This is a genomic window from Pseudobutyrivibrio ruminis DSM 9787 (assembly GCF_900218035.1).
GTDB lineage: Bacteria > Bacillota > Clostridia > Lachnospirales > Lachnospiraceae > Pseudobutyrivibrio > Pseudobutyrivibrio ruminis.
Genome location: NZ_OBMR01000007.1, coordinates 79977 through 94796, shown reverse-complemented (window position 1 = coordinate 94796; position 14820 = coordinate 79977). Strand labels below are relative to the sequence as shown.

Genomic DNA, 14820 nt, shown 5'->3' with positions numbered 1-14820 from the left:
ATAGCATTATATTGAATAAATATCCTACATATTTGTTAAATATGTCCATTAATAATTAAGATATTAGTCTCGATATCTAAGTGTAAGAATTTTTACTAGGCTAGGGAAGCGCTTGTTTCAACGGAATGAAGTTGAGATAGGCGCTTTTTTTTAGTTATCTACAACCCGCTCGGACCTTTCTGGAGAGCGGAGCAGCTTTGACTGACAGATGAGCTGCAGAAAGGAGTTTTATGGCAGAATATTTAGCAGAAAACAATTATCTATTTCAGAGTAGCATTTCAAGTAGTTATCTTTATTTTTCTAATTTTGCAAATAAAGATACAAGCTTCGAAAATGCTTTGAAAACAACGTCAGATGAACAATTGAATACCCAGGAACTAACAGATGGAGGAAAAAATAAGGGAAATAGCTACACTCGCATTGTATCTGCAACAGTGATGAATAGTGAGTTGCGAACAACTACAGGTGAAGGTGGCATTACAGCATTTTCTTACCAGGGCGTGATGCAACAGTTTGAAATCAGAATAGATGTTAATGGTGATGATAGAAAGTACACAGCCATCGGTACAGATAAGGATGGAAAACCATTTGAAAAAGAGATAGATCCTTATAATGTTGACCCAACAGATGCAGATTTTACTGAATTTGCAGCCTTATGCTCATATATTTGTGAAACTGAGAATCTTGCTGATGAGACAATGAAGTTTGTGGGAGATTTTGAGGTAAATGATATTTTCGAGAGTATGGATTATCTTACTGTTTTCTCTAGTGAAATGGGAAAGTATGAAAAAGCTGGAATGGGAAATCTTTCCTTAGAAAACTTCATGCCGCATATAAATAAGTTGATGGAAACACTTATGGGCGTAACCATGGAGAAGTTCAACGTAAGTCTTGAAACTATTGAGGACGAACCAGCTGAGCTTCAGACAAAGGATTTAGGATTTGGCTTTGTATTGTCACCAGGGTCTGCTTTTGGCATGACTGCAACTCAAATAATTAATCCAGATTCAGATGATGTTATTGTTAGAGTAAAGATGTCGGAAGCAAGTGGAGGCGAGACTTTTGATGTTAATATCTCAGAAGTAGATCCAAGAAATGCAACGGCTATTGAAATGTTTGCATATTGCCAGTACGCAGATTCTATTGGAAAAGGCATAGCAAAGAGTAATTTCCCAAGCTGGAACACAGTGAATAGATATATGGACCCAAGCGGAGTGTTTGAGTTTGATTCTGTTGAGCAGGCAGCTACGAAAAAATTCAATTGGGTTGAAGCAATTTCGGAATCGGATATCTATTATAAGCGTGAATCAACAGGGGAAATCCTTGGTTCAAAAGATATTTTGGAAATGCTCATGGAGAGCTATAAGAAAATCCATGAGAAGGATGATGAAGATGGCGACTGGCGCAAAATGACTGATGAAGAATGGGAAAAACTCTTGGCGAGAGTTGATGCTGATATTGATGATATGGTAGAACGCGTCAAAGAGGAAACCGAGGCGGCTAAGGAAGAGCGAGCTAAAGCAGAATTAGAAAAAGAGGCAGAGCTGTTATAAATTGCAGGTGATTGCAGCAGTGACACTTAATGTGTCCTGCTGCTATTTTTTGACTTGAAAAATACAAGTCATATTTGGAATATTGGGGATAATATAGTATGCTTTGTAGTAACCTATATTCTGTTGAACTCTGGAAAACTCCAAATAACATTCGAACTCCTAAAAATGCATCCTAGATAGGAATTTTAAAGATATAGGACGAATGCTAATGAAGGCTATATTGAACCTATGCAACTCAAGCTTATTTTTTTTGATTTTGGGATGCATAGCTTTAGAGAAGATTATACGGAGATGCATCCAATAGGTGATTTTTGAGATTTTGGGATGTATAGGTTTTGAGTCAATCTCAAAGTAATGCATCCCGTAGGTAAGATTTTGGTATTTGGGATGAAAAAGTATTTCGTGCCATGCATCCCGAATATTGTTATTTATCCTATGGGCTGCATACCTATATATATTTAAGTTTTTATAGAAAACGGGCTGCATCCTTATGCTGATGTTATATTATTGGGGATGCATGTTTGGCTAATTACTGAGGAGAAATCGATATATTCTAGCTCATAGGTGCAACAAATGATTAAGACAAAGCGTTTATTATTAAGACGAGTCAAGAAAGAGGATTGGGAGGTATGAGATATGAAAATTTTAATAATTAATGGTCAGAATCATCTTGGTTCGACGTACCATATTGGCAAAGAGTTGGCAGACAAAATTGGCGGTGAAACAAAGGAGTTTTTTCTGCCTAGAGATTTTGGGGAATTTTGCCTAGGATGTACAAATTGCTTTGTGAAAGGCGAAGAGAACTGTTTGCATTATGAAAAGCTAAAGCCTATCGTGGAGGCTCTTGATGAGGCTGATGTTGTCATTCTCACAAGTCCTGTGTACGTTATGCATACAACCGGGGCTATGAAAGCTTTCTTGGATCACCTTGGTTATCGCTGGATGGTACATAGACCAGAGGAAAAGATGTTTAAAAAGCAAGGTATTTGCATAAGTACTGCAGCAGGAGCAGGGATGAAGTCTACCAACAAGGATATGGCAGACAGTCTTTTCAATTGGGGAATTCCAAAGATATATAAATATGGGATGGCTGTAGCTGCTACAAGTTGGGCTGAGATTTCTGAAAAGAAATTGGCCAAGATTCATAAGGATATGGATAGGCTTGCAGAAGATATAAAAAGCAATCATGGCAAAGTGAAACCAGGAATAAAATTAAAAGGCTGGTTTATGTTGTGCCGAATGATTCAAAAGAATGGATACAATCCTAAGGATATGGATTATTGGAAACAAAAGGGTTGGACAGAAGGCAATCGTCCTTGGAAGGGGTAAATGTATGAAAATTGAACATGTAGCAATATATGTTAATGATATGGAGAAGGCCAGAGATTTCTTTGTTAAATATCTTGATGGAAAATCTAATGATGGCTATCACAATGTAAAAACGGATTTCCGTTCTTACTTTATTTCTTTCGATGATGGGGCAAGATTGGAAATAATGAACAAACCGGATATGGTCGATGACGAGAAAGCTCTGAATCGTACAGGACTTATCCATATAGCCTTCTCTGTGGGAAGTAAAGAACGAGTTGATGAACTGACACATAGCCTTAGTGCTGATGGATATGAGGTTGTAAGCGGACCAAGAACAACTGGAGATGGCTATTATGAAAGCTGCATTATTGCTATAGAAGGAAATCAGATAGAAATAACGATATAATCCCATTTTGTAAAAATAAAAAAAGGATATCCTTTTTTTGCGTGTAATATGTATTTTAGAGGTGTCGTTTTATGCATAAAAAGGGGGACAAAATGGGCACAATTCGAGAGATGATTGAGCAGATGGAGAGGGAAACTCTTAGCCCTTATGCCACACTCAATGAAAATTCACGTGGCCGAGAAAAAGACGAGCCACAGTGTGATATCAGACCTCTGTTTCAGAGGGATAGAGACCGAATTCTTCACAGCAAGGCATTTCGCCGTTTGAAGAATAAGACACAGGTCTTTCTTACTCCTCAGGGTGATCACTACAGAACAAGATTATCTCACACTCTAGAAGTTTCACAGAATGCCAGAACTATTGCAAAGGCTTTACGTCTCAATGAGGATTTGGTTGAAGCTATTGCGTTAGGGCATGATTTAGGACACACACCATTTGGACATGCTGGCGAGGCTCAGCTAAATGAAATGTGTTCTACTGGTTTTGTGCACTCAGAGCAGAGCGTGCGCATTGTTGAAAAGCTTGAAAAAGGCGGTCAGGGACTTAACCTTACCTGGGAAGTCAGAGACGGAATCCGCAATCATCAGACCAGCGGACATCCAGCTACACCTGAAGGCCAAATCGTTCGCCTTTCAGACAAGATTGCATATGTAAACAGCGATATAGATGATGCCATTCGTGCACATATCCTCACAGAAGAAAGTATTCCAATGGAGATTCGCAAGACTCTTGGTATGACTTCAGCAGTCAGATTGGATACTCTTATTCACGACGTTATTATCGAAAGCACTGACAGTCCTGTTATAAAGATGTCTCCTGAAATCGAGCAGGCTATGGCAGAGCTTCGTAAATTCATGTTTGCAAATGTTTACAAGGATTCTGTGGCAAAGACAGAAGAAGTTAAGGCAAAGCGAATGATTCGTGAGTTGTATGAGTATTACACAGAGCATTTCGAAGAATTGCCTACTCGCTATCGCGCCATGGAGGATGAGGGTGAAAGCCAGGAAAGAATTATTTGCGATTATATCTCCGGAATGACCGATCAGTATTGCATTACAAAGTTTAATGAATACTTCATGCCAAAAGCATGGGTCGTTGACGGATTCTAATACTATATTTTAGGGAGAATACATGCCTTATTATTCAGATGAAGTCGTCGAGGAAGTCAGAACCAGAACTGACATAGTCGATGTTATTTCTCAATATGTCAACCTTCAAAAAAAGGGCAGCCAGTATTTTGGGCTTTGTCCCTTTCATAATGAAAAAACAGGCTCATTCTCGGTAAGCCCACAAAAGCAGATGTATTATTGCTTTGGATGTGGAGCCGGAGGAAATGTTTTCAGCTTCCTTATGAATTACGAAAATATGACCTTCAAAGAAGCTATCGAAGAACTTGCTCCTAAGTGTGGCGTTACCCTTCCGCAGAGGGAAATGACATACCAGGAGAGGCAGAGAGCGGATAGACGCAGCCGTTTATTTGAAATAAATAAAGAAGCTGCTGGCTATTACTACAAGATGCTTCGCTCCAAAGAAGGCGAGCAGGCCATGGCCTACTTCACCAAGAGAGAGCTTACAGCTGATACACTTCACAAATTTGGTTTAGGGTGCACCAGCAAGTATTCAGATTCCTTATATAAATACCTTAGAGGTAAGGGATACGAGGATGAGATTTTAAAGGATTGTGGTCTTATAACCATCGATGAAAAACGCGGTGGTCACGATAAATTTTGGAATCGTGCTATGTTTCCTATTTTCGATGCCAACGGCAAGGTTGTTGCCTTTGGTGGACGAGTTATGGGAGACGGCGAGCCAAAATATCTTAACTCTCCTGAGACAGAGATATTCAATAAGTCCAAGACCTTGTTTGGTTTATATTTTGCCAGAAAGACAAGGCGCCAGCAGTTTATTCTGTGTGAAGGCTATATGGATGTTATATCTTTGCATCAGGCAGGATTCGATAATGCAGTTGCCTCACTTGGTACGGCTCTTACAGAAGGCCATGCCGGCATGCTGAAGCGATACGTCAAAGACGTTTATCTCAGCTATGATTCTGATGGGGCAGGTCAGAAGGCTGCACTTCGAGCAATCCCAATTCTCAAAAATGCAGGCATTTCATGTAGGGTCATAAATATGTCACCTTACAAGGATCCTGATGAATTCATTAAAGCCTTAGGAGCAGAGGAATACGAAAAACGTATTCAGAATGCGGAAAATAGCTTTATGTATCAGGTGAGAATGCTTGAAAAGAATTACGATCTGACCGATCCTGAGAAAAAGTCCGACTTCCAAAAAGAAGTTGCAAGAATGATTGTTACAGAGTTTCCGACTCAGCTTGAAAGAGAGAACTACACTGAATCAGTGGCGGCTCGTTTTAACATACCTCGCGAAGCTCTTGGCAAATATATTATCGAGCTTGGACAATCTGGAATTACATCAAAGAATCAAAATCAAAACCGTGATTCCGAACGCCGTAGCACTCCAAAGCCAAAGGATGACGGCATGAAGATGTCCCAGCGCCTGCTTCTTACCTGGCTTGTAGAAGATACAAGCATTTATGGAAAGATACAGGAGTATGTAACACCTGACGATTTCGAGGAAGGTGTATACAAACAGGTAGCAACAGAGGTATTCAAATATCTTTCAGATGGAAGCGCTGTTGATACCGCTCGAATAGTTGATTTATTTATGGAAGACGAGGACAGGCGAGTAGTTGCCGCTCTCTTCAATACAACTGTTGGAGAACTTACAGACAATATGGATCTTAGCAAAGCACTAAAAGAAACTTTGCTTAGAATAAAAAAGCATTCACTGGAGCTTGCGCAGAAAAATGGAGCAGATTTAAAGAGCTTGGTGGAAGGAAAGAAGAAGCTACAACGACTTGAGCGTTTAGAATTCTCACTATAGAAAGGAATAAAAATGGCAAAAAAGAAAGTTGAAGAACTAATCGAAAACCAGGATTTAGAAGCAGCTGCAGATGCATTTTTAGCAGAAGCAGACGAAGCTGAAACAGAAGAGTCAGAGTCTGATGACAAAGATGTAAACTTCGCAGACTTAGAAGAGATTTCAGCAGAGGATCTTGAATTTAACGAGCATGATTTCGACAACATTGACGAGACAGCTGATGATGAGGACGTTGATGAGTTCCTTGCATCTGTAGGAGCAAAGACATCAGTTGATAGAGATGATGACGATGATGACGACGATGATGATCTTGATTCATTCGGAAGCGATGAATTAGATGCAAAGGTTACTGAGCTTGTAAAGATTGCAAAGTCTCAGAAGAGCATTATCGAGGACTATGAAATTTCAGAGTTCTTAAAGGATTACAAAATCGATGCAAAGCAGATGGAGCGTATCCTTACATACCTTGATAAGAGAGGTATCGATGTAAACTTCTCTTCAGGTCCATCTGATGCACTTCTTCTTGCTAGTGATGATGAGGATATCGAAGATATCGATATGTCTGTTCCTGATTCAGTAAGCATCGAAGATCCAGTTCGTATGTACCTTAAGGAAATCGGTAAGGTACCACTTCTTTCTGCAGAGGAAGAGGTTGAGCTTGCTCAGAGAATGGAAGATGGAGATCAGGAAGCAAAGAACAAGCTTGCTGAGGCAAACCTTCGTCTTGTTGTTTCTATTGCAAAGCGTTACGTAGGTCGTGGAATGCTTTTCCTTGATCTTATTCAGGAGGGTAACCTTGGTCTTATGAAGGCTGTTGAAAAGTTCGATTATCACAAGGGTTACAAGTTCTCTACATATGCTACATGGTGGATTAGACAGGCTATCACTCGTGCTATTGCAGACCAGGCTCGTACAATCCGTATCCCTGTACATATGGTTGAAACAATCAACAAACTCATCAGAGTTTCTAGACAGTTACTTCAGGAGTACGGCCGCGAACCAACTCCAGAGGAAATTGCAGCAGCAATGGGCATTACAGTAGATAGAGTACACGAAATCTTAAAGATTTCTCAGGAGCCAGTTTCACTTGAGACTCCTATCGGTGAGGAGGAAGATAGCCACCTTGGTGATTTCCTTCCAGATGAAAATGTTCCGGTACCTGCTGAGGCTGCAACATTCACTCTTTTAAAGGAACAGCTTCACGAAGTTCTTGATACGCTTACAGAGCGTGAGCAGAGAGTTCTTATCCTTAGATTTGGTCTTGAGGATGGAAAGGCTCGCACACTTGAGGAAGTAGGTAAGGAATTCAACGTTACTCGTGAGCGTATTAGACAGATTGAGGCAAAGGCCCTTAGAAAGCTTCGTCACCCAAGCCGAAGCAGAAAGCTTAAGGATTACCTTGATCAGTAAAATCATGATTTAATTACAAGGTTTATACATAAATAAATGATAAAATTATCTCCAAGATTACAAATTATATATGACATGGTGCCTAATTGTGGAACTGTTGCCGATGTTGGTTGTGACCATGGCTATCTTACAATTTCTCTTCTAGAGAATAATATCGTAAACAAAGCAATAGCTATGGACGTTAATAAAGGGCCACTTGAATCAGCGAAGGTTAATGTTGGGCAGGCTAATCTTTTAGGCCAGGTCTCATTCAGATTGTCAGATGGATTGGCCAAGCTTGATGAGGCCGAGGCAGATGTCATATGTATTTGTGGTATGGGTGGTGCTTTAATAAAGAGGATTTTGGATGCTAGGCTCATGGTTGCAAAAAGTGCCAAGGCACTTATTTTGGAACCACAGTCGGAATACAAAGCTCTTCGTGAGTATCTTGTGGATAACGGCTTTCAATTTCTCGATGAAAGTTTATGTACAGAAGAAGGTAAGATTTATCCAATAATGAAAGTCGCATTTTCTGGTGAGCACACTGAGCTTTCAGATGCTGAGCTTGAATATGGTCCTATCATTATTGAAAAATCTCCGGATTTGCTACAGACTCTTTTAGAAAAGAATAAAAGGGAGTATACATCAATCCTCAATAAGCTTGAATCACTTCAAGGTGAAGAAGTCACTGACCCAATACAACATAGAAAAGCGATACTGCTAAATGAGCTTGAGCTTATAAAGCAAGTAGAGCTGAAACGGAGGAAGAGTCATGGCTAAAGTAATTATTAACGGTAAGGAAGAGACTTACGAAGACGGTACAAAGTTATTAGACATTGCAGAAGCTCATCAGGCTGATTATAAGGACGATATTGTTCTTGCTAAGTACAAAGGCAGTCTTACCGAGCTACACATGGCTGTATCTGGTGTCGCAGAGCTAGAATTCTTAACTACAGCAGATAAGGACGGCCGTAGAGCATACCGTAGAAGTGTAGTATTTTTACTTCAGCGCGCTCTTATGGATGTATATCCATTGCCAGCAAATCCATACCTTAGGGTGGAGCATTCCCTGGGACAGGGAGATTTCTGCACTATTGATGGTGTTGGCGAAATTACAGAGGAAAAGCTTGAAGAGCTTAAAAAAGTTATGCTGGATTTAGTTCAGCAGGATATTCCTCTTAAGAAATATTCAATTAAAACTAGCCAGGCAAAGGAATTGTTCCATAGCTTCAATATGAAGGATAAGGAGCAGTTGCTTAAATATCGTACAAGTTCCAATATAAATGTGTATGATTTGGATGGATGTATTGATTATTTCTACGGATACATGGTACCATCTACCAAGTATCTGCAGTATTTTGATTTGATGAAATTTGAGCATGGCTTTATGTTATTATTCCCTAATGCAAACAAGCTTAAGGGAGACTCAAGGACTGTTGCAGAGTTTACTAGTCCAATAAAGCTATTTTCAGTTCAGCAGGCATCATCTGAGTTTGGACGAACAATGGGAGTTCCTACTGTTGGTGCATTAAATGATGCTATAGCAAGTGGCAGAATAAAAGATATTGTCTTATCTCAAGAGGCTATCATGGAACGTAATATTGGCGAGCTTGCTCGTACAATTGCTTCAAATAATGATGTTAAGTTTGTTATGATGGCTGGTCCTTCATCATCAGGAAAGACCACATTTTCACACAAGCTTTCTGCACAGCTTAGAGCTTTAGGCTGCGTGCCTCATCCAGTACCACTTGACGATTTCTATTTAAACCGTGATCAAATGCCTATAGATGAATATGGAGAAAAGGACTTTGAGTCAATAGAAGGCCTTGATATCCCATATTTTAACGAGTGCATGGTTAAGCTCTTGAAGGGCGAAAGAGTTCTTCTTCCAAATTTTAATTTCAAAATTGGAAAAAGAGAGTATAATGATCACTATATGCAGTTAGGAAAAAATGATATACTTGTTATCGAAGGAATTCATGGACTTAACGATCGAATGAGTTCATCACTTCCTGCTGAAAGCAAATACAAGATTTATCTTTCTGCATTAACTCAGCTTTCTATTGATGAACACAATCCACTTTCTACTGCTGATGGTAGATTGATTCGCAGAATTGTGCGAGATTCAAGAACGAGAGCTACATCTGCTGCAGAGACCATAGCAATGTGGGATTCTGTTCGAAGAGGAGAGGAAAAATACATTTTCCCATTCCAGGAGCAGGCAGATCATGTTTTCAATACAGCTTTAATATACGAGATGGCAGTGCTTAAGCTATACGTTGATCCACAGCTATACGCAATTCCGGCAGACCATCCAATGTATCCAGAGGCAAAGCGCCTCATAAAGCTTTTAGATTATTTCCTTCCAATGGCACCAGATGTTATTCCTAACAATTCACTGGTTCGCGAGTTTATTGGAGGAAGTTGTATTCTTTAATAATGTTTATAAAGGGCTAGATGAGTAGTCGCTGTTCTATTGTAATGATAGGAGAGAGGAAAGTCCGGGCTTCACAGGGCAAGGATGCCAGCTAACGGCTGGTGGAGGTAACTCCAAGGATAGTGCAACAGAAATAAACCGCCCATATTATTATGGGTAAGGGTGGAAAGGCGGTGTAAGAGACCACCGTTTCGTTGGTAACAACGAAAGCCATGTAAACCCCATCCGAAGCAAGTTCTAAAAAGTGCGTACGCGGCCCGCCAGCACTAGGTTGAACGCTTGAGGTTATTGGCGACAGTAATCCTAGATAGATGACTACTTTAAAAGACATAACCCGGCTCACAGTCTAACCCTTTTCTTTTTTCTTTTAATTTGTCAGAATGTTGTCATTTTTTACAAAATCCATCTTTCAATTTTAAATATTCGTGGGAATAATTAACGAATGTGAATTTTTTGTGTCTAGACAAGGCAAATCGTGCTATAATAAACCTATCGAAACTATATCTTAGGGGAATAGGAGTTATGGAGGTACTTGTTGTAATGGTTTAGAAGGATGGTGTAAAATGGAATATCAAGTAGGCGATTATTTAGTTCATGAGGGCAGTGGTGTTTGTCAGATTGAAGATATTGATGACATGGAACTTATGGGCAAAGGTTCTCGCAAAACTTATTACTGCATGTCGCCTGTATTTAAGGCAGGGGCAAAGGTATTTACTCCAATTAGTGGCTCAACAGTTAGGTTACGTCCAGTAGCAAAGCAGGAGACTTTTACTAGAATTCTTGAAAACATTGACAACATTGAGTGCATTGAGGAGCCAAACGAAAGAGCTCTTCAGGAAAAATTTAAAGAAGTAATGGGTGAGTTTACACCAGAGTCTTTGGCTCAGGTTGTAAAGACAGTACTTATCAGAAAGTGGCAGAGAATTGCTGCTGGCAAAAAGGTAATGGCCCTTGATGAAAAGACACTTTCAGTCGCAGGTCGCAAGCTCTACGAGGAAATGGCTTTTTCAATGGGCAAGGATATTACATTTGCTCAGAATCTTTTTGAGGAAGCTGTCAAAACACACACCGCAAATTCTGTATTAATAGGTGCATAATATATGATAGCTTACAAAGCAATTACAGAACATATTAAAAATAATAATGGTCTTGTTACAGCTCTTAATGTGCTGGACAAGGCCATTACTTATATTACAGTCTTGCTGTATGCAGGATATCTTGTTTACGGGGCGTTCTTTGAACCTTCAGGAGATTACAATATTTTGTACAGAAGTATTCTAATTCCTGGGGTTTCTTTTGTTATCGTTTCTCTCTTTAGAAAAATCATTAGTGCCCCAAGACCATATGAAGTATATGATTTTGTCCCAGCCTTAAATAAAGACACAAAGGGAAAGAGCTTTCCAAGTAGACATGTATTCTCTATTTTTATGGTAGCTTTTACAATCATGCAGTCATCGGTGGCATTAGCAGTGTTTGTGATTATCCTTGGGGGAGCGCTTGCTGTAATAAGAGTTATTGGCGGTGTGCATTTCATCAAGGATGTAATTGCAGGTTTTGCGATTGCTCTCATAATTGCAGTTAGTTGTTATGGTATTTTATGTGGCGTTTTTGGCCTCATTATGCTACCATTTTAATTAGGATTATATTGTAGGAGCAATTATATTATATGAAAAAAAGTGCAAAGAAAGCCTTAGCTGTGCTATTTAGCGTTCTTGGCACAGTCCTCGGCTTATATATTGGAGGCTATTGGCTATTTGTTCGGCCAGTTTATTGGCTAGTTACAGGTTTTACTGGTGGTACCCTTACAGCCGGCAATTTAATAATAAACGTTATCAAGATATTTATTGCATCCACCATTGGAGGAGGTATTTGGTGTGTATGTGATATTATTGCAGGGCATTTTAGGGACGATCCTAGAGATGATTGATTTTTGGGGATTATTGCAGCGCTAGCTGTTGATAATAAATCATGAAACTTAAATGATTGGGGGTAAAATGTAATGACTGGAAACGTAATTGTGGGACAATCAGGCGGACCGACCGCCGCAATCAACTCTTCATTAGCAGGAGTGTTCAGAACAGCAAAAGACCGTGGTGCTGGCAAAGTATACGGCATGCTCCACGGAATCAAAGGTCTGATGGAAGAGGATTATATCGATCTTTCTGATTTCATCAAAAACGACTTGGATGTTGAGCTTTTAAAGCGAACTCCAGCTGCGTATCTTGGTTCATGTCGCTTCAAACTTCCTGAAATTCACAAAGACATGGCAACCTATGAAAAAATATTTTCAATTCTTAACAAGCTCGAAATTGAGGCGTTAATTTACATTGGTGGTAATGATTCTATGGATACCATCAAGAAGCTCTCTGATTACGCCATTCTTACAGGTTCCGAAATTAGATTTATAGGATGTCCTAAGACTATCGATAATGATTTAGCACTTACAGACCATACACCTGGATTTGGTAGTGCTGCTAAATATATTGGTACATCAGTTAAAGAGATTATCCGCGATGGCCACTGCCTTGAATATGACAAGGGTCTTGTTACAATCGTGGAAATCATGGGACGTAATGCTGGTTGGCTTACAGGCGCATCTATTCTTGCAAAAGGAGAGGATTGCGAGGGACCAGATTTAATTTATTTACCAGAAGTACCTTTTGACCTTAATAAGTTTAAAGAAAGAGTTGTAAAACTTCTTAAAACACAGTCATCAGTTGTTGTATGTATTTCAGAAGGTATTCATACAAAAGAAGGAAAATATGTATGTGAGCTAGGTGATAATGTTGAATTCGTAGATGCATTTAATCACAAACAGCTTACAGGAACAGCTGCTTATCTTTGCAATTTTATTGGAAGGGAGCTTGGCTGCAAGACTAGAGCTATTGAGCTTTCTACACTTCAGAGAGCTGGCTCACATTTAGCTTCACGTGTAGATATTCTTGAAGCATATCAGGTTGGTGGTGCTGCCGTTCTTGCTGCAGATGAGGGGGACACAGGCAAGATGGTTACACTTACACGTCATTCAGATGATCCTTATCAGTGTGGTACAGAGGTTAAGGATGTTCACAAGATTGCTAATGACGAAAAGCTTGTACCTAGAAATTGGATTACACATGATGGCACATATGTAACAGAAGCCTTTATTACATATGTTAGACCACTGATACAAGGGGATGTATCACCTATCATGGTAGATGGTATTCCAAGACATATTTACAGACCGGTTAAAAAATAGTTAATGAGGGGTATGGAGGAGAAAAATGCAGGTATTTCATGGAACTATAATCACTTGTGATGAAAACAATACAATTGCTAATTACTTGGTTGAAAGGGAAGGACGTATTGCATATATTGGCAATACATTACCAACTCAGTATGAGGTGGTTCCTCCTATCGAGTTAGGCAAAAATGTTGCTTTGCCTGCATTTGTGGATACCCATACACATTATTCCGGCTTTTCTGTATTGCATAAGATGTTTCCAATAAACGATACTGATTCCAATGCGAAGATATTGGAGCAGTTGGAGAAATATGCAAAAGAATCAAGAGAAAGTATTATCGTAGGTTTTGGTGCAACAGAGTTTTCTGTTTCAGAAGGATATTTAATTCTTAGAGAACAGATGGATACAGCTTGTCCTGAAAAGGCAGCGTTTATAATTAAACATGATGCTCATTCAGGCGTTGCTAATAGTCTTTTTATTGAGGCTGTTAGATCTAAGGCAGAAAATCTTAGAGGATTCAATCCTGTTACAGGAGAATTGAAACAGGAAGCTTTTGCTGCCGCCTGCGAATTTATAACTCATGGCCTATCTACCAAAAAAGTCATTGATTCTATGATGGAGACAGCAGATTTCCTTGCAAGCAGAGGCGTTGGATTGATTTGCTCAGCTAGTGGATTAGGATTTATTCGTGACTATGATTTTGATATGGAGCGTTCAGTAGCAAAGGGCCTTGATAATGGTATGCAATTGCGCGTTGCACATCAGTGTTCAAATGTGGATAAGATTACTAAAAAAGATGTGAATCGTGTAGTATTTGCAGATTTGGATGGTACTTTCGCTAATCTAGATGCAGCCTTAATTGATGACTATGCTACTGTAAAAAATAAAGGCGTTTCATATTATGACGATGTGGATGTTCAAAAATTCTGTATTAATGCCAACAGAGCAGGCTACCAAATAGCTTTACATGCAGTTGGTGATGCTGCCTTTGAGCAGGCGGTAAATGCCATTGCATTGGCACTGGAGGATTATCCACGATACGACCACAGACACATCATTTTACATGGTTCACTTCCAACAGAGCGCGCCCTAAAGACCTGCAAGAGATACAACATTATGATTTCAGCTAGGCCTTCTATGTTGTCGCATATCTCTGGAGTTGATGAATTTGTTAAAGAGATGCTGTCGGATGAGAGATTTTCAAGAATTAATCCGCTTAAGACAATCAATGATTTGGGAATAAAGGTGTGCTTCAATTCAGACGCACCAGCATCTGATCCAAATCCAATTATGTGGATTCACGATGCTTGTAACAACAGAAATCCAGAAGAGTCTGTGTCTGTTTTTGATGCCCTTAGAATGGCTACATATAATGGAGCCTACTCTTTATTTGACGAGAAAGAGAGAGGGTCATTGGAGATGGGCAAAAGCTGTGATATAGTTATTCTTGATTCAAATCCATACGAGGTTCCAGTGGAAGAATTAAAGAATATTAGTGTTGCAGAATTATATTTGAAGGGAAAGCCATACCAGAGATCTAGAATGGGATCTATGGCAACCATGCTACGTGGTATGTTCCCTCAATAATCACTAGGAGTA

The 14820-nt window shown here is 39.5% G+C and carries 13 protein-coding genes and 1 other RNA gene; all 14 read left to right on the top strand.

What is annotated here, in order from left to right:
* Positions 1-230: 230 nt before the first annotated feature.
* The 14 genes from CRN97_RS07925 (at position 231) to CRN97_RS07860 (ending at position 14808) form a co-directional block, all read left to right on the top strand.
* A complete protein-coding gene (locus CRN97_RS07925; protein ID WP_097076503.1) occupies positions 231-1553 on the top strand; it encodes a hypothetical protein in 1323 nt (440 codons plus the stop codon).
* Between the two features lie 636 nt (positions 1554-2189).
* Entirely contained in the window at positions 2190-2882 is a 693-nt protein-coding gene (locus CRN97_RS07920; RefSeq protein WP_097076502.1) for a flavodoxin family protein, read from the top strand.
* 4 nt (positions 2883-2886) lie between these two features.
* Positions 2887-3270: a VOC family protein gene (locus CRN97_RS07915; RefSeq protein ID WP_097076501.1), complete on the top strand. Its 384-nt coding sequence runs from the start codon at positions 2887-2889 to the stop codon at positions 3268-3270.
* Between the two features lie 92 nt (positions 3271-3362).
* Positions 3363-4379, top strand: coding sequence for a deoxyguanosinetriphosphate triphosphohydrolase (locus CRN97_RS07910; RefSeq protein ID WP_097076500.1), 1017 nt, complete (start codon positions 3363-3365; stop codon positions 4377-4379).
* A gap of 22 nt (positions 4380-4401) precedes the next feature.
* Positions 4402-6174, top strand: a complete 1773-nt coding sequence (dnaG, locus tag CRN97_RS07905) for a DNA primase (RefSeq protein WP_097076499.1) — start codon at positions 4402-4404, stop codon at positions 6172-6174.
* Positions 6175-6186: 12 nt separating this feature from the next.
* Complete coding sequence (gene rpoD / locus CRN97_RS07900) at positions 6187-7581, top strand: RNA polymerase sigma factor RpoD (protein ID WP_330388433.1); 1395 nt, start codon at positions 6187-6189, stop codon at positions 7579-7581.
* Positions 7582-7617: 36 nt separating this feature from the next.
* Positions 7618-8340: a tRNA (adenine(22)-N(1))-methyltransferase gene (locus tag CRN97_RS07895; RefSeq protein WP_097076498.1), complete on the top strand. Its 723-nt coding sequence runs from the start codon at positions 7618-7620 to the stop codon at positions 8338-8340.
* A complete protein-coding gene (locus tag CRN97_RS07890; protein ID WP_097076497.1) occupies positions 8333-9997 on the top strand; it encodes a nucleoside kinase in 1665 nt (554 codons plus the stop codon). The genes CRN97_RS07895 and CRN97_RS07890 overlap by 8 nt, the downstream gene beginning before the upstream one ends.
* A gap of 12 nt (positions 9998-10009) precedes the next feature.
* An RNA gene (gene rnpB / locus CRN97_RS07885) (RNase P RNA component class A) lies at positions 10010-10355 on the top strand.
* Between the two features lie 205 nt (positions 10356-10560).
* Positions 10561-11094, top strand: coding sequence for a CarD family transcriptional regulator (locus CRN97_RS07880; RefSeq protein WP_044938072.1), 534 nt, complete (start codon positions 10561-10563; stop codon positions 11092-11094).
* 3 nt (positions 11095-11097) lie between these two features.
* On the top strand, positions 11098-11631 hold the full coding sequence (locus tag CRN97_RS07875) for a phosphatase PAP2 family protein (RefSeq protein ID WP_097076496.1): 534 nt from the start codon (positions 11098-11100) through the stop codon (positions 11629-11631).
* Positions 11632-11663: 32 nt separating this feature from the next.
* On the top strand, positions 11664-11924 hold the full coding sequence (locus CRN97_RS07870; RefSeq protein WP_033154449.1) for a hypothetical protein: 261 nt from the start codon (positions 11664-11666) through the stop codon (positions 11922-11924).
* A 72-nt stretch (positions 11925-11996) separates the two neighbouring features.
* Positions 11997-13235 carry a 6-phosphofructokinase gene (locus CRN97_RS07865; protein ID WP_044938066.1) on the top strand — a complete coding sequence of 413 codons (1239 nt, stop codon included), beginning with the start codon at positions 11997-11999 and terminating at the stop codon, positions 13233-13235.
* Positions 13236-13260: 25 nt separating this feature from the next.
* Complete coding sequence (locus tag CRN97_RS07860; RefSeq protein WP_097076495.1) at positions 13261-14808, top strand: amidohydrolase; 1548 nt, start codon at positions 13261-13263, stop codon at positions 14806-14808.
* Positions 14809-14820: the final 12 nt, after the last annotated feature.